Source organism: Massilia aurea, from assembly GCF_014200505.1.
Lineage (GTDB): Bacteria > Pseudomonadota > Gammaproteobacteria > Burkholderiales > Burkholderiaceae_D > Telluria > Telluria aurea_B.
This window is the reverse complement of sequence record NZ_JACHBX010000005.1, coordinates 440,352-461,064: the sequence shown is the minus strand read 5'-3', so window position 1 is coordinate 461,064 and position 20,713 is coordinate 440,352. Positions and strand designations below refer to the sequence as shown.

General features: G+C 64.6%; 14 protein-coding genes. 4 read left to right on the top strand and 10 right to left on the bottom strand.

The window, feature by feature from the left end; genetic code table 11:
- Positions 1–516: 516 nt before the first annotated feature.
- Positions 517–900 carry a GNAT family N-acetyltransferase gene (locus tag HD842_RS21995; protein ID WP_183557517.1) on the bottom strand — a complete coding sequence of 128 codons (384 nt, stop codon included), beginning with the start codon at positions 898–900 and terminating at the stop codon, positions 517–519.
- 40 nt (positions 901–940) lie between these two features.
- On the opposite strand from HD842_RS21995, the gene HD842_RS21990 reads away from it, so the two are divergent.
- The gene (locus HD842_RS21990) at positions 941–1,378 is read left to right on the top strand and encodes a hypothetical protein (RefSeq protein WP_183557514.1); all 438 of its coding nucleotides are present in this window, start codon (positions 941–943) and stop codon (positions 1,376–1,378) included.
- A 507-nt stretch (positions 1,379–1,885) separates the two neighbouring features.
- Positions 1,886–2,854, top strand: coding sequence for a TerC family protein (locus HD842_RS21985; RefSeq protein ID WP_183557512.1), 969 nt, complete (start codon positions 1,886–1,888; stop codon positions 2,852–2,854).
- Here HD842_RS21985 and HD842_RS21980 read toward each other — a convergent pair whose 3' ends face one another.
- The 7 genes from HD842_RS21980 to HD842_RS21950 form a co-directional block, all read right to left on the bottom strand.
- Positions 2,855–5,548, bottom strand: a complete 2,694-nt coding sequence (locus HD842_RS21980) for a nitrate reductase (RefSeq protein ID WP_183557509.1) — start codon at positions 5,546–5,548, stop codon at positions 2,855–2,857.
- A gap of 11 nt (positions 5,549–5,559) precedes the next feature.
- The gene (locus HD842_RS21975; protein ID WP_183557592.1) at positions 5,560–6,789 is read right to left on the bottom strand and encodes an NAD(P)/FAD-dependent oxidoreductase; all 1,230 of its coding nucleotides are present in this window, start codon (positions 6,787–6,789) and stop codon (positions 5,560–5,562) included.
- A gap of 14 nt (positions 6,790–6,803) precedes the next feature.
- Positions 6,804–7,151: a nitrite reductase small subunit NirD gene (gene nirD, locus HD842_RS21970; protein ID WP_183557506.1), complete on the bottom strand. Its 348-nt coding sequence runs from the start codon at positions 7,149–7,151 to the stop codon at positions 6,804–6,806.
- 11 nt (positions 7,152–7,162) lie between these two features.
- Positions 7,163–9,727: a nitrite reductase large subunit NirB gene (gene nirB / locus HD842_RS21965; RefSeq protein WP_183557503.1), complete on the bottom strand. Its 2,565-nt coding sequence runs from the start codon at positions 9,725–9,727 to the stop codon at positions 7,163–7,165.
- 11 nt (positions 9,728–9,738) lie between these two features.
- Positions 9,739–11,046, bottom strand: a complete 1,308-nt coding sequence (locus tag HD842_RS21960) for an MFS transporter (protein ID WP_183557500.1) — start codon at positions 11,044–11,046, stop codon at positions 9,739–9,741.
- A gap of 255 nt (positions 11,047–11,301) precedes the next feature.
- The gene (locus HD842_RS21955; RefSeq protein ID WP_183557497.1) at positions 11,302–12,453 is read right to left on the bottom strand and encodes a CmpA/NrtA family ABC transporter substrate-binding protein; all 1,152 of its coding nucleotides are present in this window, start codon (positions 12,451–12,453) and stop codon (positions 11,302–11,304) included.
- Between the two features lie 34 nt (positions 12,454–12,487).
- Complete coding sequence (locus tag HD842_RS21950; protein ID WP_183557494.1) at positions 12,488–13,132, bottom strand: ANTAR domain-containing response regulator; 645 nt, start codon at positions 13,130–13,132, stop codon at positions 12,488–12,490.
- A 650-nt stretch (positions 13,133–13,782) separates the two neighbouring features.
- On the opposite strand from HD842_RS21950, the gene HD842_RS21945 reads away from it, so the two are divergent.
- The gene (locus HD842_RS21945; RefSeq protein ID WP_183557490.1) at positions 13,783–16,179 is read left to right on the top strand and encodes a S9 family peptidase; all 2,397 of its coding nucleotides are present in this window, start codon (positions 13,783–13,785) and stop codon (positions 16,177–16,179) included.
- Positions 16,180–16,301: 122 nt separating this feature from the next.
- Complete coding sequence (locus tag HD842_RS21940; protein ID WP_183557487.1) at positions 16,302–18,014, top strand: vWA domain-containing protein; 1,713 nt, start codon at positions 16,302–16,304, stop codon at positions 18,012–18,014.
- A 163-nt stretch (positions 18,015–18,177) separates the two neighbouring features.
- Here HD842_RS21940 and HD842_RS21935 read toward each other — a convergent pair whose 3' ends face one another.
- On the bottom strand, positions 18,178–19,434 hold the full coding sequence (locus HD842_RS21935; RefSeq protein WP_183557484.1) for a M20/M25/M40 family metallo-hydrolase: 1,257 nt from the start codon (positions 19,432–19,434) through the stop codon (positions 18,178–18,180).
- Positions 19,431–20,675, bottom strand: coding sequence for a urate hydroxylase PuuD (locus tag HD842_RS21930; protein ID WP_183557481.1), 1,245 nt, complete (start codon positions 20,673–20,675; stop codon positions 19,431–19,433). Before HD842_RS21930 ends, HD842_RS21935 begins: the two co-directional genes overlap by 4 nt.
- Positions 20,676–20,713 lie beyond the last annotated feature (38 nt).

Genomic DNA, 20,713 nt, shown 5'->3' with positions numbered 1-20,713 from the left:
CACTCAGTCTGAACAGTGTCACCCCGACCGGCCACATCAACAATATTATCTACTGGTGCGCTGGCATCTTCAATATACGAGGTCTGACATTTGGAAACGGCCTCAGCGTTGCACAATTCCAATTCGTTCAGAGTTGACGTTTTCATCTATCTCCAGTTTTAGGCGACGGCGCCCGGAACGAGCCCATCCTTCCTCAGCAATGGCGTTGGAAGGCGAACACGTTTGACCACGTTAGAGTCCGTGTCCAAATGTCAGACCTGATCCCGAACGACAGATAAGATAAATAAGAGGCGACATGGTCGGTAACGCCTTCCAATAAATAGAAAGCGGCGTTGCGGGCGGCAATATTTCGTTCAAACCATTGACGGCTTTCCAATTCAAACTTCAGCAGTAGCTCGGCGTCAATACTTTGCAAAGTACTGACAACAAAGCTGGGGTCAGTTGAAAATGAAAGCAAATTGAGGCACACTGAATTAATCATCAATTCATTCAGTGTACGCCTGAAAATACGCCTTCCTAAATTACAAATTTCTTAGAGTAAGATTCACATGCGTTCGCCGCAATCTGGCAGCCGACTTCTGCCGATCTTTCCGCTCCATCAATATCTTTCAGGTTCGCTCGACCAATTATTTTTTCTCCGAAATCTTCGATAACCAGCGGATACCGGGCTCTGTTATCAAGACCAGATAAATAAGAGGCGACATGGTCCGTAAAGCCTTCCAATGAATAGAAAGCGGCGTTGCGGGCGGCAATATTTCGTTCAAACCATTGACGGCTTTCCAATTCAAATTTTAGCAGTGGCTCGGCGCCGATACTTTGCAAAGTACTGACAACAAAGCTGGGGTTAGTTGAAAATGAAAGTAAATTGACGTAAACTGAATTAATCATCAATTCATTCAATGTACGCCTTCCTACATTACAAATTTCTTGGAGTAAGAAAATGAAAAATTTAAAAGCAGCAAGTTTTTTATTTGTTCTTGCATTCACATCGGAACTATTCGCCGAAGACCTTCAAAACTTCGAGAAAAAAACAGGTGGGGAAGAGCGCTGCGTGTCCGATAGCGGCAATGAGGTGAAAGATTTTAAATGGATCGAAGCGCCGGCAGGCCGATTCTTTTCCTCGTTCAGCTTCGAGCCTGAAGGTTCTATCCGCTCTTGGGCCGGTAATGATATTGGCTGTTCTATTAGAGAAAAGAAAACTGAATCAATAATGGTCACATTGCGTGGGGCGCAAGTTCCCGTGGAAGTTACTACCGCCTACTACACTCTAGCTCACGCTGATTGTGGGTCTGGCGTAGGTCGAACAGCTGCGCACATTGCTGCCAATGAAAGTGCGCGAGCGGTCTGCGTCGCTAAAGGTAAAACGGCTCTAAAGTAGCTTGGAATCGTAACTTGGGAGCTGAGGCAGCGTTACCTACTTGTAGGGTTTCGTTTGATCATGATCCCCGTCGCAGCATGGCCTTGTTCTGTGCCAAGGCCGTGCTCGATAAGATAATTTCTGCCTTCTCGCAGCGTTCGTCATCCCCTCGCAGTACGCCACCGTATCGAGCGCGAGTTTACGCATTCTTCCCAAGCCCGCACCACGCCAAAAATCGGTTTAGAGATCAAGGATTTCGGCCTGTCCGACCAGTCTATCCTGATCATTTTTACGAAAAGTGTACTTCGCGCTCTTCACTAACCTGGAGCACTTCTCACGTTCTGTATCACCCGCTGTCTGCCCCGATACAGCCCTGACAAGCGGCTCATTCGCCTTTAGCCCCCGTCATCAAACGCGCGCATCAAGGACCTTCATGCGTGCGGCATGCCCAAAAAATTCATGCTGTAATGACAGCGCGTGCCGGTCAGCACGCGCCCCCAGCGTCCATTGCCACTCCACGGAGTCAACATGATCGAATCGGTCGGCACACCCACTCTCTATCTCTCCTTCACCGCGTTCGTCGTCGTCATGCTGGCCATCGACTTCTTTGGCCTCAGAACGTCGGGCGACCATAAGGTCAGCACCAAAGAAGCGGCCATCTGGTCGCTGATCTGGATCTCGGTGGCGCTGGCCTTTGGCGCCTGGTTCTATTGGTATCTGGAAGGCATTGCCGGCCCGGTCGTGGCCAAGGCCAAGTCGCTTGAATACCTCACCGGCTACCTGATCGAAAAATCGCTGGCGGTCGACAACGTGTTCGTCTGGATCACCCTGTTCGGCTTTTTCGGTGTGCCACCGCAGTACCAGAAGCGCGTGCTGCTGTATGGCGTGCTGGGCGCGATCGTGCTGCGCGCGATCCTGATTTATCTGGGCGCGCTCCTGCTGGCCCAGTTCCACTGGATCCTCTACATCTTCGGGCTATTCCTACTCTACACCGGTATCCAGATGCTGATCTCGGCCGACAGCGAACCCGACCTGGCCGACAACAAGGTGCTGAAATGGCTGCGCGGCCACATGCGGATCACCGACGAATACCATGGCGAGAAGTTCTTCATCATGCGCGACGGCCTGCGCTTTGCCACGCCGATGTTCGTGGTGCTGATCATGGTCGAGATCACGGACGTGATCTTCGCGGTCGATTCGATTCCGGCGATCTTCGCCGTCACGAGCGACCCGTTCATCGTGTTCACGTCGAACGTGTTCGCTATCCTCGGCCTGCGCGCGATGTACTTCCTGCTGGCCGACATGGCGGACCGCTTCCACCTGCTCAAGTACGGTCTGGCGGGGATCCTGATCTTCATCGGCATCAAGATGCTGCTGCTCGATATCTACAAGATCCCGACCGGCATCGCGCTGGGCGTGGTCGGGGTGATCCTGGCAGGGTCGGTGGTGGCCAGTCTGCTCACCTCCAAACCCATCCCGAAAACGCCGCCTGGCTGATCACGCCGCGGCGGCGGCGGCGAAGCGCACCTCGTGCAGCAGCGACTTGATCTCCGGGATGCACGAGCCGCAGTTGCCGCCCGCCTTCAGGCAGGCCGTCACCTGCCCCGGCGTCTGCAGATCCCCGGCCCGGATCGCGGCGCAGATCGTGTTGCGGCCAACGCCGAAGCACGAGCAGACCGTCGGTCCGGGGTCGGGCCCGGCTTGCACGGCGCGGCCGGCCAGCAGCGTGGCCCGTTCGCGCGGCCCCAGTTCAGGGGCGGCGAACAGTCCACCCAGCCACGCGCGCGCTGGCAGATCGGGCACGCGCGCCACGAACAGGCAGGCTTCGAGGCGCCCGTCGACCAGCAGCGCGGCGCGCAGCATGCCTGCCGATTGATCCTGGTACTCGATCCAGTCGGCGTCCGCATCGGCGTCGTCACCGGCACCCAGCAACGCGCGCGCCATGTCGGGCGTGACCGGTGCGCGCCCGGCCAGCTCATAGCGAATGAAGCCGCTGCCGCGCACCCGCGTCCAGTGCGCCACCTGGTCGAGGGCGAGATCGTGCCGGCTCATGATGAAGCCATACCAGGCCACGCCGAACGGCTCGATCCGTACCGGCGTGTGCTTGAACTCGGGCTCGCCCGACACCGGGTCGACGGCCGGATTGACCAGTGCCCCCACCCGCGCATCGGACGCCGTCTGGCCGTTCCAGTGGATCGGCACGAACGCGGCGCCGCGCGCGATACCGCCGCCGTGCGCCACGCGCGCGACCATCGCGCCCCAGCGTGAGCTGATGCGGGCCAGTTCACCTTCGCGCACGCCAGCGAGCAGCGCATCGTGCGGGTGCAGGTCAACGAACGGCTCGGCCGCATGGCCGGCCAGGCGCGGCGACTTGCCGGTACGCGTCATCGTGTGCCATTGGTCGCGCAGGCGGCCCGTGTTGAGCACCAGCGGGAACTCACTGCAAGGCACATTGGCCGGTGCGCGCACGCCCGTCGCGATGAAGCGCGCCTTGCGGTCCGGGTACGAAAAGCCACCGCTGCCGAACAGGCGCGCGGTGCCCTCCCCGTCTGCGTTCAGCGGCCACTGCACCGGTTGCAGCGCGTCATACGCGGCGCGGCTCAGCCCCACCAGCGGATCGAGCCGGAATGCGCGGCGGTGGCCATCGTCGTCATTCTTCCAGGCCGACAGGCGCGCGTGTTCGTCGAAGATCGCATGCGCGCTGTCGAAGTTGAACCCGGCGTAGCCCATGCGCTGCGCGACATCGCACAGCGCGCGCCAGTCGGCCCGCGCCTCGCCCGGCGCCGGCAAAAAGGCGCGCTGGCGCGAGATGCACCGTTCGGAATTGGTGACCGTGCCATCCTTCTCGCCCCAGGCCAGCGCCGGCAGCGCCACATGCGCATACGGCGCCAAGTCGGTGCTGGCCATGACATCCGACACCACCACCAGCTCGCAGGCCGCCAGCGCGCGCCGCACCTGGTCGGCGTCCGGCATGCTGACCACCGGATTGGTCGCCATGATCCACACCGCTTTGACGCTGCCCGCTTCGATCGCACGGAACAGGTCCACAGCTTTCAGGCCCGGCTTGTCGGCGATGCGCGGCGCATCCCAGAACGTGCGCACGGCGTCGCGGTGCCCGGCATTGTCCAGGTCCAGGTGGACCGCCAGCATATTGGCCAGGCCGCCCACTTCGCGCCCGCCCATCGCATTGGGCTGGCCCGTCAGCGAGAACGGCCCCATGCCGGGCCGGCCGATGCGGCCGGTGGCCAGGTGGCAGTTGATGATCGCGTTGACCTTGTCGGTGCCGCTGCTGGACTGGTTCACGCCCATCGAGAATGCAGTAACCACTTTTTCGGTGCGGGCAAACAGGTCGTAGAACGCCTGCAGGTCGTCCGGATCGAGGCCGCAGACACGCGCGACGTCGTCGCCTGCGTTGGCGACATCGAGCGCTGCCTCCAGGCCGGTCGTGTGCGATGCGACGTAGTGGGCATCGAACGCATCGCTGCGCGCCAGGTGCGCCAGCAGACCGTTGAACAGCGCCACGTCGCTGCCGGGCTTGAGCGCCAGGTGCAGGTCCGCCAGCTCGCAGGTGGCCGTACGGCGCGGGTCGAGCACGACGATCTGCAAGTCAGGGCGTGCTTCCTTGGCTTTTACGATGCGCTGGAACAGCGTCGGATGGCACCAGGCCGCGTTCGAGCCGACCAGCACTATCAGGTCGGCCAGCTCGAAATCCTCGTAGCAGCCCGGCACCACGTCTTCGCCGAAAGCGCGCTTGTGACCGGCCACGGCGGACGACATGCACAGGCGCGAGTTGGTGTCGATATTGGCGCTGCCGACGTACCCCTTCATGAACTTGTTGGCGACGTAGTAATCCTCGGTCAGGATCTGGCCGGACACGTACAGCGCCACCGCGTCCGGTCCGTGCTCGGCGATGATGCGGGCGAAGCCTTCTGCCACCGTATCCAGTGCCTCGTCCCAGCTGGCGCGCGCCAGCGCCCCTCCCTGCCGCACGGCCGGATGCAGCAGGCGGCTGTCCAGATCGAGCGTCTCGCCCAGCGCCGAGCCTTTCACGCACAGGCGGCCGCGGTTCGCGGCATGGTCGATGTCGCCTTCGATCGTCGCGCCGCCACCGGGCAGCGCGGTCGCCTTCACGCCGCAGCCGACGCCGCAGTAAGGACAGGTGGTACGCACAGCGTGGATCTGGATGGTCATGGAGTCGCTTTCTAGGCAGCCTGCGCGTCGCACAACGCAGGGCCGAACAACAGGCGGTCGCGCAGCGCCGAGATGTCGACACCGCGCCCGATCAGGTCGAAATACCAGGGGCCGTCGGCCACATCGCCATACAGCACGGCGCCCGTGAGGCGATTGCCGTCGAGGACCAGGCGCTTGTACATGCCGGAGCGGCGGTCGCGCAGCACCAGGTCTTGCGTACCCGGACCGCCGACGATGTCGCCGGCCGAGTACAGATCGATCCCCGTCACCTTGAGTTTGGTAGCCACGGCCTGCTGCACATAGCGGCGGTGCCCGAAGCCGGCCAGGTGCGCCGCGCAGACGCGCGCCTGTTCCCAGATCGGCGCGACCAGGCCGAAGGTCGCGCGGCGGTGCTGGACGCATTCGCCCACCGCATACACGCGCGGGTCGTAGCTTTGCAGCGTGTCGTCGACAACGATCGCGCGCTCGACATGCAGGCCGGCCGCGCGTGCCAGTGCCACGTTCGGGCGCACGCCGGCTGCCATCACCACCAGGTCGGCCGGCAGCGTGACGCCGTCCGACAGGCGCACCGATGCCACCTTGCCGTCACCCAGGATGGCCTCGGTCTGCACGCCCAGCAGGATGCGCAAACCGCGCCGCTCGAGCGCGCCCTTGAGCAGCAGCGATGCATCGCCATCGAGCTGCTGGTTCAGCAGGCTGCCGGTCAGGTGCACGACCGTCACGTCCATCCCGCGCCGCAGCAGGCCATTGGCCGCTTCCAGTCCCAGCAGGCCGCCGCCGATCACCACCGCGTGCCGGCCGTCGCGCGCCGCCTGCAGCATCGTGTCGACATCATCGAGGTCGCGAAAACCCACCACGCCCGGCAGATCCGCGCCCGGCACCGGCACGATGAACGGCTGCGAACCGGTGGCCAGCAGCAGGCGGTCATACGCCACCTCGACGCCCGACTGCGAGCACACGATGCGGCGGCGGCGGTCGATGGCCACGACCGGGTCGCCCGTGTGCAGCGTGATGCCATGCTCGGCGTACCAGGCGCGCGGATGCAGCACGATGTCGTCCTGCGTCTTGTCGCCGGCCAGCACGGGCGAGAGCATGATGCGGTTGTAGTTCACGTGCGGTTCGGCGCCGAACACGGTGATGTCGTACATGCCAGGGGCCAGCGCGAGCAGTTCCTCGACCGTGCGCATCCCGGCCATGCCGTTGCCGACCACCACCAGCGCGGGCCTGTGCGTTGCGCTCATGGTGCTCGTAGTGCTCATGCGGCGACCCAGACGACGGCGCCATCGATCCGGGCCGGATAGCTCGCCACCGACTGCGCCGGCGCTTCCAGGCACTCGCCGCTGGCCAGGTCGAAGTGCTGCTTGTAGATGGGCGAGGCCACGACGATGCGCTCGCCGATGCTGCCCACCAGTCCGCGCGAGAGCACGGCGGCCTGCGAGTTCGGGTCGTAGTTATCGATGGCGAACACGCGCGGCTCAATGTCGCCGATGCGGAACACGGCCACCTGGCGGCCGTTGAGCAGCGCGCACACGCCGGTGTCGGGAACGATCTCGTCGAGCCGGCAGACCGCCGTCCAGTTGGCAAGTTGGGTATCACGATGCATGGTCATTCTCCTCAAGCCACGGCGATGGGAATCGTGCGGCGGCGCTCATCGAACGTGGCCGGGCGCACCTGCCCGCGCTCGGGCACGAACACCACGTTGCTGTCGGTTTCCTCGCTGTTGACGAAGTGGCGGAAGCGACTGCGCACGGCCGGATTGGTGATCGCTTCCTTCCATTCGCAGGCGTAGGTGTCGACCACGTGCTGCATCTGCGCCTCGAGTTCGCCGCCGATGCCCAGGCTGTCCTCGACCACCACTTGGCGCAGGTACTCAAGGCCCCCTTCGAGGTTTTCGCGCCAGGTCGACGTGCGCTGCAGGCGTTCGGCCGTACGCACGTAGAACATCAGGAAGCGGTCGGTCAGGCGCACCACTTCAGCTTCGGTCAGGTTTGATGCGATCAGTTCCGCGTGGCGCGGCTTCATGCCGCCGTTGCCGCATACGTACAGGTTCCAGCCCTTGTCGGTGGCGATCAGGCCCACGTCCTTGCCCTGCGCCTCGGCGCATTCGCGGGTGCAGCCCGACACGCCGAACTTGATCTTGTGCGGTGCGCGCAAACCCTTGTAGCGGTTTTCCAGTTCGATGGCAAAGCCCACGCTGTCGCCCACGCCATAGCGGCACCAGGTCGAGCCGACGCACGATTTGACGGTGCGCAGCGACTTGCCGTAGGCATGGCCCGACTCGAAGCCGGCGTCGATCAGCTCTTCCCAGATCGACGGCAACTGGTCCACGCGCGCGCCGAACAGGTCGACCCGCTGGCCGCCCGTGATCTTGGTGTACAGGCCATACTTCTTGGCCACCATGCCCACGGCGATCAGGCCATCGGCCGTCACTTCGCCGCCCGCCATGCGCGGTATGACCGAGTAGGTGCCGTCCTTCTGGATGTTGCCAAGGAAGTAGTCGTTCGAATCCTGCAGGCTGGCGTGCTTCGGTTTGAGCACGAAATCGTTCCACACCGAGGCCAGGATGTTCGCGGCGGTCGGCTTGCAGACGTCGCAACCCAGGCCACGGCCATGGCGCGCCAGCAGTTCGCCGAATTCCTTGATGCCTTCCACGCGCACCAGGTGGTACAGCTCCTGGCGAGAGTAAGCAAAGTGCTCGCACAAGTGGTTGTTGACGGCCACGCCCAGCTTTTTGAGTTCGGCGTTCAGCACCTGCGTCACCAGCGGCACGCAGCCACCGCAGGCCGTGCCGGCCGTGGTGCAGCTTTTCAGCGCGCCGATCGTCGTCGCGCCGCCGGCCACCGCCTCGCACAGCGCGCCCTTCGAGATGTCGTTGCACGAGCAGACCTGCGCCGTGGCCGGCAGCTTGTCCACGCCCAGCGCAGGCCGCACGGTGTTGCCGCTCTCGGGCAGGATCAGGTATTCCGGCGCTTCGGGCAGCTCGATCTTGTTCAGCATTGTCTGCAGCAGCGCGCCGTACGATGCGGCGTCGCCCACCAGCACGCCGCCGAGCAGGTACTTGCCACAGCTCGAGACGACGATCTTGCGGTAGGTCTGGCGCCGCTCATCGAGGAATTGGTAACTGCGGCTGCCTGGCGTGGTGCCATGTGCGTCGCCCAGGCTGGCCACGTCCACGCCCATCAGCTTGAGCTTCGTGCTCATGTCGGCGCCGGCAAAGCCGCATTCGGCGCCCAGCACATGGCGCGCGGCGGTGCGCGCCATGTCGTAGCCCGGCGCCACCAGGCCAAACAGCTGGCCGCTCCACAGCGCGCATTCGCCGATCGCGTAGATGTGCGGGTCGGACGTCAGGCACTGGCCGTCGATGACGATGCCGCCGCGCGCGCCCAGCTCGAGCCCCGCCTGGCGCGCCAGTTCGTCGCGCGGGCGGATGCCGGCCGAGAACACGATCATGTCGGTGTCCAGACTTGTGCCGTCGGCGAACTGCATGCGGTGGGTGGTCTCGTCGCCATCGACGATGGCCAGCGTGTTCTTGCCGGTGTGGACGCCGACACCCAGTTCTTCGATGCGGGTGCGCAGCACGCGCGCGCCGGCATCGTCGACCTGCACCGCCATCAGGCGCGGTGCGAATTCGACGACGTGCGCCTGCAGGCCCAGGTCGCGCAGCGCCTTGGCGCACTCCAGGCCCAGCAGCCCGCCGCCGATGACGACGCCGATGCGCTGGCGCGTGCCGTCGCCGCGGGCGGCGCATTCCTTCATCTTCTCGAGGTCTTCGATCGTGCGGTACACGAAGCAGTCCTTGCGCTCGGCGCCGGGCACGGGCGGCACGAACGGGTACGAGCCGGTGGCCAATACCAGGCGATCGTAGGAGACCGCGCTGCCGTCGCCCAGCAGCACCGATTGCGCGGCGCGGTCGATGGCCACTACCTTTGCGTTCAGGCGCAGCACGACGCGCTCGGCCAGCTCGGCGCGCTCGAAGTAGCCCGGCGCGACCAGCGACAGGTCGTCCGCGCTTTTACCGGCAAAGAATTCCGACAGGTGCACGCGGTCGTAGGCCGGGCGCGGCTCTTCGCCCAGCACCGTGACCCGCAGCGGTGTCGCCGGGTCGAGCATGCTGCTGGCAGCTAGCGTTTCGAGAAATTTGTGGCCCACCATTCCGTGGCCGATGACGACGATATGCATGACGTTCTCCTTTATGCTGCAACGGTTGCGGACGGGGTGCTGGACGGGATGCGGGACGTGCTGCCGAAGCGCGCGCCAAGCGCGCACAGGCTGGCCACCACCACCAGGCCGCTCAGGATCGTGAGCGTGCTCTGGATGTCACCCGTGCCTTTCATCAGGAAGCCCGCGGCGACGGCGCCGACATTTCCCCCGGCGCCGACGATGCCGGCCACGCCGCCCAGCGCCTTGGGCGCCACGAACGGCACCAGCGCATAGGTCGCGCCGCAGGCCATGTGCGTGAACAGGCCAAACACCAGCATGGCCACCACGGCGAACACGACGCCGTCGGCCTGCGCGAACCACAACAGGCCCAGTGCTTCGCCGATCATCAGGACAAACAGGATGGTCACGCGGCGATTGACGTCACCGCCCCTGGCAGCGCGGTCCGACAGCCAGCCGCCCAGCGCGCGGGCAAACAACGCCAGCAGGCCGAAGCTGCCGGCGGCCATGCCGGCCTGGCCCAGGGTCAGGTCGAAGTGATCGACGTAGTACACGGCGGCGATGTTGTGGATGAAGATCTCGATGCCGAAGCAGGCACCGTAGGTAACGAACAGCAGCCAGGCGCGGTGGTTGCGGCAGCCTTCGGTGAAACTGGCCCAGCCGCCCTTGCCGGCGCTGGCCGGCAGGTTGCCGGTCTTGCGCAGGTCGTCGTAGTTACCGGCCGGGCAATCCTGCGTATAGCGCCAGTAGACAAAGGCCATGACGATCATCATGACGCCCGGGACCACCAGCGCCACGCGCCAGCTCATCGACTGGCTCACGCCCAGCATCACGACGGCAGTAAGCAGCAGCGGCATCAACGCCTGCGCCGCGCCGCCACCGGCATTGCCCCAGCCGGCAGCGGCGGCGTTGGCCGTACCGACCACCTTGGGCGAAAACATCACCGACGTGTGGTACTGGGTGATGACGAAGCTGGCGCCGACCGCGCCGATACCGAGGCGCGCCAGCAGGAAGGTTTCGTAGCTCTGTGCCATGGCCACGCCCAGCACGGGAATCGCGCCGATCAGCAGCAGACCCGTGTAGGTCTTGCGCGGGCCGTAGCGGTCGCACAGGGGGCCGACCAGCAGGCGGACAAAAATCGTGATCGCCACCGCCGCGATATTGATGTTGGCGATCTGCTCCATCGAGAGGCCGAACTCGCCCTTGATGACGGGCATCAGTGGCGCGCAGGCGAACCACGCGAAGAAGCAAATGAAGAAGGCCACCCAGGTCAGGTGGAAGGCCCGCATCGGCGCGCCCTGGAACGAGAAGAGGTTGATGTTGTCTGCTTTGCCGGTCATGATTTTCGTCCTTGGAAAACAAAAAGGCGTCCGCGCTGCTGCCTGGGGCAGAAGCTGCGGACGCCGTTGTCCTGGTGCCGGCCCGTCGTTGGGCTGGCGTTATATGAAGGAGATCGTCATTGATCCTGTGCTCTGTATCAGCAAGAAGCGTGCCACGCGCGGTTCAGGGCGAGGCCGGCAACCGGCGCCCGCTCGACGCTGCATTGCGGTGCACCATTCCCCAAAATGATGCACTCGCATGCACCGCGATTGGCGTCACGCCGGTGCGAGGTCTTGAGTGAAAGCGTGCGGATCGCTGCCATCCCAGACCCGGCCATCCATCAGCGTGGACGTGCGCAGCGTGGCGGCAGGCAGCGGCGTGCCGGTGCGCTCGGCCGCTTCGCGATACAGGTCGATGCGGTTGACCTGCTGCGCCAGCGCCAGGTAATCGGGATCGGTGCGGAGCAAGCCCCAGCGGCGGTGCTGCGTCATGAACCACATGCCGTCGGACAGCCACGGGAAGTTCGCTTCGCCGTCCCCGTAAAAGCGCAGGCCGTTGTGGCCACGCCAGGCCGCGCCTTCGTCCGCGCCGGCCAGGCAGTACTGCAGCGTCTCGCGGCTGGCATTGACGTATGCAGGACTGGCCAGCACCTCGGCCGCCGCTTCGCGGTTGGCGCGCGAGGCGTCGAGCCAGCGCGCGGCTTGCAGCAGCGCGGCGATCATCGCGCGGCAGGCATTCGGGTGGGTGGCGGCAAAAGCGGCGCGCGTGCCCAGCGCCTTGCCGGGATGGTTCGGCCATACCTGCTCGCTCGACGCGGCCTGCACACCGGCGCCGTCGCGCAGCGCGCGCTGGCCCCACGGCTCGCCCGCACAGAAGCCATCCATATGACCGGCCGCCAGGCTGGCCGCCATCTGCCCCGGTGGCACCGTCACCACCCGGCAGTCCTTCATCGGATCGACGCCCTGCGCGGCCAGCCAGTAATACAGGAACATCGCGTGGTTCCCGGTCGGGAACGTGTGCGCCAGCGTCAGGCGCTGCCCGGCCTGCACCAGGCGCGCCAGCCCGCCCGGTTCTGCTGCCGCGTCGGCCCAGGTGCGCGAGAGCGTGATGTTCTGGCCATTCTGGTTCAGGTTCATCAAGACGGCCATGTCGCACTGGCCGGTGCCGATGCCGTTCTGAATGCCATACACCATGCCGTACAGCGCCTGCGCCGCATCGAGCTGCCCGCCCACCAGGTGCTCGCGCATGCCGGTCCAGGATTGTTCGCGGCTCAGTGCAAAGCGCACGCCGTACAGTTCATCGAAGCCCAGCACCGACGCCATCACCAAAGGCGCGCAATCGGCCAGCGGCATGAAGCCGATGCGGATGGTTTCGATCTCGGGACGGTCGGTACCGGCGATCCATGCGCCCTTGCCTGCCAATGTCATAGATATCCTGATGTTCTTGTTAGCTGCGGGGCGCTCAGCCCAGCAGGTCTTCCACGTCGATCAGGCGCTGCGCGACGTCGACCAGCTTCATGTTCTTGTTCATGGCCAGGCTGCGCAGGCGCTGGTAGGCCTGGTCTTCGGTCAGCTGGTAGCGCGTCATCAACATGCCTTTGGCGCGGTCGAGCACCTTGCGCTCAGCGAGCTTCTGGCGCGTGTCGCTCAGTTCATCCAGCAGCCGTTGCTCACGCCGGAAGCGTGCCAGTGCGACGTCGAGCACCGGTTTGACGCGCTCGGCCTGCAGACCGGCGACGATGTACGCCGACACGCCCGCTTCCAGTGCGGCGTCCATGCTGGCCGGGGCGTCGTCTTCGGTGAACAGCACGATGGGCCGGCGCGCGTCGCGGGTGGCGATCACGATGTGTTCGAGCACGTCACGCGCGTCGGACTCGCTGTCGAGGATGATCAGGTCGGGCTGCAATTGCGCGATGCGCTCGGGCAGGAACACGTCGGCCGGGAGCGATGCGACCAGATCGTAGCCCGATTCGAGCAGGCCAATGCGCAGCGCAGTACTGCGCCGGGTCTGCGCTGCCTGCGCCGCATCGGGGTCGGCGCCGGGTGCCGTTGCGGACAGCACGACAACAATGCGCAAATGTGGGGTTGTTGTGTCTCGCGGTTTCATGCTGTTTTTGCATGCAAGAATCGTACCGTGTTGCCCCATTGCATTGAATCCTTGCCCTTCTTATGCGTGTAACCACTGTCGAGATATGCGTCAACCGCATATCTTTCCAGTGAGCAACTAAACAATTATTCGTTTCATGAATCGCGGGAATCACGAATGAAAAGTTTTCTTATGACTCGATGACTCTTATACTGCAACGCAACATGACAGTATTTAACCAGGAGCGCAACATGACTGCAGCTATCCAGCAAACCAATTTCTTCGCAGCGGCCATCGCCGCTATCCGTAGTTTCTCGCAAGACCTGTACATCGCCCACGGCGGTTACGCTCCATCGGTGCGGGGTTAATCATGCATCCACTCGAATACCTGACCATCGCCCTGGCCGTGCTGACCGTTGCCGCCCGCGTCTCGATGTACCTGCCACGTCCGCCAAAAGGCCCGTTCAAGGCAATGTAAGCTTCAAGGCACATGCCCGTTGAAGGCAGAATAATCCGCCTGTTTTACCGAGCGCCGGCCGTATTGACATACTGCCGGCGTTTGTATTTATAGTAAAAAAACCTTCTCCAATCCGCGCGCCGTGGCAAGTGGCTGCGCTAGAATGCATTCGCATTTCTGGCCAGAAAGCCCTTTTTTCACTTACCACATACCCATGCGCACACCTGCACTCACCCTCTTTGCGGCCTCGTTCGCGGCCTCGCTGGCATCGATCGCACTGCCGGCAGCAGCAGCACCGACACCCATCACCCTCGACCAGGCCATGAGCCATCCCGACTGGATCGGCACGCCGGTGGAAGACGCCTGGTTCAGCTGGGACAGCAAGCAGGTGTACTACAAGCAGAAGCGCACCGGCTCGCCCGTGCGCGACACGTTCCAGGCCGGCGCGAACACCGGCAAGGCGCAGATGGTGAGCGACACCGAGCTGACGAAGATCGACAGCGCCGACGTGGTCTACAACCGCAACAACACGCGCATGCTGGTCATCCGCAACAACGACCTGTTCGAGCGCGACCTGAAATCGGGCCAGCTGGTGCAGGTCACGCGCGGCGCGAGCCGTATTGGCAACGCACAGTACGCGGCCGACGAACGCTCGGTGCAGTACCGCATCGGGACCGACTGGTATGTGTGGGACCGCGTCACCCGGGTCACCGGCCCGGCCGCACTGCCGCGCGCGGCGAAGGACCCGAATGCACCGGAAGACGACGCCTACCGCGCGACCGAGCTGCGCCTGATCGAGCACCTCAAGCGCCAGAAGGATGACCGCGACGCGCTGCGCGCCCGCAACGACGAACTGCGCCGGGTCGATACCTCGATGGCGCCAACGCCCGTCTACCTGGGCGACAAGGTCACGCTGGAGGCCAGTTCGCTGTCGCCGGACGGCCGCTGGCTGCTGGTCGTCACCGCCGCCAAGGGCGCCGACAAGGGCCGCGTGGGCAAGATGCCGCGCTACGTGAACGAGTCGGGTTACGAAGAAACGGAAGACGTGCGCACGCGCGTGGGCCGCAATATGCCGCCAGCGCATTCGCTGAAACTGGTCGACCTGCGCACCAATACCATCAAGGACATCGGCTTCGACACCCTGCCCGGCATCACCGTCGATCCGCTGGCCGCGCTGCGCGCCGCTGCCAAGAAGGACCCGCTCAAGGGCAACCGGCCGGTGGTCGTCTCGGGTGGCCGCAACGCGATCGACTGGAGCAGCAACGGCGCCAACGTCGCCGTGATGCTGCGTTCGGTCGACAACAAGGACCGCTGGATCGCCAGCGTCGACCTGCGTGACGCCAAGCTCAAACCCCTGAACCGCGTCACCGACGGCGCCTGGGTCAATTACGACAACGCCGAATTCGGCTGGCTGCCGGACAACCGTACGCTGTGGTACCTGTCGGAAGAATCGGGCTACTCGCACCTGTACACGCAGGACACCATGGCCGCCGGATCGGCCGCGCCACGCGCGCTGACCTCGGGCAAATGGGAAGCCAGCGACGTGCGCTGGAGCGCAGATGGCAGCACCGCCTACATGCTGTGCAACCACGAAGCGCCGGGCGACTACGAAGTCTGCGCCGTGAGCGCCAAAGGCGGCGCGGTGCGCGAAGTGACGAAGCTCGACGGCGTCGAACGCTTCAACCTGTCGCCGGACCAGAACAAGCTGCTGGTGCACTGGTCGTCGAGCTACACGCCGGTCCAGATCGCGACCGTGCCCGTCTCGGGCGGCGCCGCCACCAAACTGACCGACACCCGCACGCCGGACTTCAAGGCACGCGAGTGGATCGAGCCGCAATACGTGGCCGTGCCATCGAGCGCCGGTGGCGATCCGGTGCACGCCAAGCTGTATCGCCCTGCGCAGCTGGAAGCCGGCAAGACCTACCCGGTCGTGATGTTCGTGCACGGCGCCGGCTACCTGCAGAACGTCAGCAAGCGTTATCCGGTGTACTTCCGCGAGCAGATGTTCCATAACCTGCTGGTCCAGCAGGGGTACATCGTGCTGGACATGGATTACCGCGCCTCGAAAGGCTATGGCGCAAAATGGCGCACCGCGATCTATCGCCAGATGGGCCACCCGGAACTGGACGACTACCTCGACGGCGTGAAGTACCTGGTCGGCCAGCAGCAGGGCGACGCCAACAATATCGGCGTGTATGGCGGCAGCTACGGCGGCTTCATGACCTTCATGGCGCTGATGCGCGCACCGGACGTGTTCAAGGCCGGCGCCGCGCTGCGCCCCGTGACCGACTGGACCAGCTACAACCACGAGTACACGGCCAACATCCTCAACACGCCGGACATCGACCCGGAAGCGTATAAAAAATCGTCACCGATCGAGTACGCGCAGAACCTCAAGGGCCACCTGCTCATCTCGCACGGCATGATCGACGATAACGTGCTGTATCAGGACTCGGTGCGCATGGCGCAGCGCCTGATCGAGATGAAGAAGGACCACTGGGAGATGGCGAGCTACCCGCTCGAACGCCACGGCTACGTGCAGCCCGAAGCCTGGTACGACCAGTACCGCCGGATCTATCAGCTGTTCGAGCGCTCGCTCAAGCAGAAGTAATCCACGCGCCGGCAACCGCTGCGCATACCCTGCATGCATAGGCATTACAGGATGTAAGCGCGATTGCCGGCGGCGCGCGGCTGGTGCACCTTATGACAACCATCACGTCATGAGGTCCTGCCATGCCACGCTCGCGCGCCGCCGCCCTGCCCGCCCTGTCCCTCCTTGCAACGACCCTGCTGCTGGCAGCCTGCAGCGCCCCGCAGCAACTGCAAGCGGATACCGCCGCAGCGCCACCGGCGCCGCCGGCGCCGGCACCCGGTACGCGGGTCGAGATGACCGGCAGCGCGATCTCTTCGTATTCAGGCTACACCGGCGTGCCGCCGACGACCTTCCAGCGCCGCGCCGCCATGTCGCCTTTCGCGGCGCTTTCCCGATCCCCGAGCTACGCACCCGACGCCGAGCATTTCCCCGATGTCCAGGCCAACCGCGCGGTACTGGTCGAAGAACAACCCGTATCGACGTTCAGCAGCGATGTCGATACCGCCTCGTATGCCTACGTGCGGCGCCAGTTGAACGCGGGCCGCATGCCGCCACCGGCCGCCGTGCGGGTCGAGGAAATGGTGAACTACTTCCCCTATGCCTATGCCGCACCTGGCAAGGCCAGCCAGCCATTCGCGCTGACCACGGCCACCATGCCCAGCCCCTGGAATGCGGACAACCAGCTGCTGCACGTGGCCGTGCGCGGCTACGACCTGCAGCGCGCCGAACGGCCGCCGATGAACGTCGTGCTGCTGGTCGACGTGTCCGGCTCGATGGCCGCGCAGGACCGCCTGCCGCTGCTCAAGCAGGGCTTTCGCCTGTTCGCACAGGGCCTGCGCGAACAGGACCGGGTGGCGATCGTCACCTATGCCAATGGCACGGCGGTGGCACTCGAACCGACCACGGGCAGCGACAAGCAGAAGATCATCGACGCCATCGATGCGTTGCAGGCAGCCGGCGGTACGGCCGGCCGCGATGGCCTGGAGCGCGCCTACGCCATGGCCCAACGCCACTTCGATGCGAAAGCCGTCAACCGCATCATCCTGGCCACCGACGGCGACTTCAATATTGGCGTGAAGGACCCGCGCCAGCTCGAAACCTTCATCGCCGGCAAGCGCAAGAGCGGCGTCTACCTGTCGATTTTCGGCGTCGGCAACGGCAACCTGAACGACGCGCTGATCCAGCGCCTTACGCAGTCGGGCAATGGCAATGCCGCCTACATCGACTCGCTGCTGGAAGCGCGCAAGGCGCTGCAGGCTGAACTTGGCTCGACCATGTTCCCGATCGCGAACGACGTCAAGATGCAGGTCGAGTTCAACCCGGCGCGCGTGGCGGCCTACCGCCTGATCGGGTACGAAACGCGCATGCTGGCGCGCCAGGACTTCAAGGACGACAAGGTCGATGCGGGCGACATGGGCGCCGGCCACACGGTGACCGCGATCTACGAGATCACGCCGGCAGCGGGCGCAGGCAAACTGGTCGACCCACTGCGCTATGGCACCGGCAAGACAGCCGTCCCGGCGGGTAAAAATGACGAGCTGGCATTCGTGCGGGTGCGCTACAAGCTGCCGGGCGAGAGCAAGAGCCGCCTGGCCGAGCAGCCGGTGCGCCCGGCAACGGCGCACGCCACGCTGGCCGCCGCGCCGGCCGACCAGCGCTTCGCGGTGGCGGTGGCCGCGTTCGGCCAGCGCCTGCGCGGCGAGCCGCAGGTGAGCGACTACAGCTACGCCGACATCGCCACGCTGGCGAACGACGCACGGGGCGCCGACACTGACGGCTATCGCGCCGAGTTCGTCAAGCTCGTGCGGATGGCGGAATCGCTGGACCAGGCCGGGGCAACCGGACGGCCCTGATGTGCCAGGTCTGAGGGACGATGGCATCATGCGATCAGCGACACGTAAAACCGTCGTTCCCGCGCAGGCGGGAACCCGAGGTTGCCCGCGTCGCATCAAAGTTCGATCAACGCGGTATGCTTACTGACTTGGGTTCCCGCCTCGCGGGAACGACGTGCTGATGCTAACGACTGACGGCCTGCTGCGCCTCGACGCCCAGCATGTCCAGCAGCGTCAGCGCCACCACCTTGGTGGCGCGGCGCAAGTCGTCCAGCGCCAGCCGCTCGTCCGCCTTTTTCGCATTGGCCTCCGTGACCGTGCGCGGCCCGGCCCCATACAGGACGGCCGGAATACCGCGCTCGCCGTACAGGCGCGCATCGGCATACAGCGGCGTGCCGACAGCGGGAATCGCTTCGCCCAGCACAGTGTGTGCGTTGCGGCGCAGGCTCTCGACCAGCGGCTGCGCGCCGGGTAGCGGGCGCAATGCCTGCGACAGCAGCAGGCGCTTGACCTCGAGCCGGATGCCGGGCATACCGGCCACCGCGTCCGTGATCAGCGCACGTACCTGCGCTTCGACCGCGACCGGGTCTTCTTCGGGAATCATGCGCCGGTCGAGCTTCAGCACCACCTTGCCAGGTACTACGTTGGTATTGGTGCCGCCGTCGATGCGCCCGACGAGCATCGTCGGCGAATCGATGCCGGGCACGCCCGACTTGATGGTCTTGAGCCGTGGCAGGTCGCCGTAGATGGCGTTCAGCACGCGCGTGGCTGCCTGCAGCGCATCGACCGCTGTGTCGGGCATCGCGCCGTGGCCGGCCTTGCCGTGCACCGTCACTACCAGCTGCAGGCAGGCGTTGTGCGCCGTGATGATGCTGTAGCCAAAACCGGCGGCAATCACGTAATCGGGCTGCGTCAGGCCCTGCTCCAGCAACCAGCCCGGCCCCAGCAGCCCGCCGAATTCTTCGTCATAAGTAAAGTGCAGCTCGACGCCGCCACGCAGCGGCGCGCCCAGTGCTTCGAGTGCGCGCACCGCGAAGACATAGGTGGCAAAGTCGCTTTTAGATACTGCCGCCGCGCGCCCGTACAGGTAGCCATCTTCGATCACGGCGCCATAAGGCGGATGGGTCCAGCCTTCGCCCGGCGGTACGACATCGCCATGCGCATTGAGCGCGAGCGTCGGCCCGTCCCCGCCATACGGCCGGCGCACGATCAGGTTCGTGATGCTTTCCAGGCCGTAGTCGACGACCTGCTGCGACGGCACCGCGTGCCGCTCAACCGGCCAGCCGGCGCCCTCCAGCATGTCGGCCACGGCCTCGGCATGCGGTGCGTTGTTGCCCGGCGGCGTATCGGTGGGGATCCGCACGACGGCCTGCAGGAAGCCCACTTCGTCATCGAAGTGCGCGTCGATCCAGTCGGTCAGGCGTGTCTGCAATGCGTTCATCGTGTGTTTCCTGTGTTGGCGCCGGCCTCGAACCAGGCCTTGACCACGGCGCGTTCAGCATCGGTCATGTGCGTCAGATTCGCCAGCGGCATGGCCCTGGTTTGCACGGTCTGCTGGTAAATGCGCGCAGCGTTCTGGCCGATCTGCTCGGGCGTTTCGAGCATGACGCCCAGCGGCGCGGCCGCAAAGCCGGGCTGCGTCGGTTGCGCTGCATGGCACGAAACGCAGCGCGCCCCCATGATCGTGCGGACCTCGGCAAAGCGTGCGGCGTCGGTGGTCGCAGTGGTAACGACCGGATCGACGTGCACCGGCCGGGCCGGCGCCAGCAGCACGCCAAGCCCCAGCAGCAGCGCGGCGCCCGCCACAGGGTACCGCCATTCGATACGGCCCTTGTGGCGCAGGTTGAAGAAGTGGCGGATCAGCACGCCGGCCAGCATGATCACGCCCAGCACCGCCCACGCATGCGGGTGGTTGTAGGTCATCGCGTAGTGGTTGCTGATCATGATGAACAGCACCGGCAGCGTGAAGTAATTATTGTGGACGCTGCGTTGCTTGGCCTTGATGCCGTGGACCGGGTCGGGCTTCTGCCCTGCCAGCATGGCATCCACCATCTTGCGCTGGCCGGGAATGATCAGCATCGCCACGTTCGCGACCATCATCGTGCCGATCATCGCGCCCACGTGCAGGTACGCCGCGCGGCCGCTGAGCAGGTGCGTGAGCACCCAGCTGCTGCCAACCAAAAACAGGAAGACCGTCGCGCCAAAGGCCAGCTGGCGCTGCACCAGCGGTGAGCGGCACAGCAGGTCGTAGACGATCCAGCCCACGACCAGGCTGCCGATGCCGATCCCGATCGCCTGCCCGCTCGACAGATCGGCCACGCTGCGGTCGATCATCATCGCTTTCGCGTTCATGTAATAGACGATGCTCAGGAGCGCAAAGCCCGACAGCCACGTGGAATAGGCTTCCCACTTGAACCAGTGCAGCTCCTTTGGCAGTTCGGCAGGCGCCACCAGGTATTTTTGCGGGTTGTAGAAGCCGCCGCCGTGCACCGCCCACAGCTCGCCGGCGACGCCCTTGCGCTCGAGGTCCGAACCGGGCGCCGGCGGCTTAATCGTGTTGTCGAGCCAGACGAAGTAGAACGATGCGCCGATCCAGGCGATGCCGGTGATGATGTGCAGCCAGCGCACCAATAGATTGAGCCATTCGAGAACGTAGGGGGCCAGGTATCCGGGGTCGAACATGGGCGTCCTTCAGGGTCGCAGATTCAAGGGAACATACG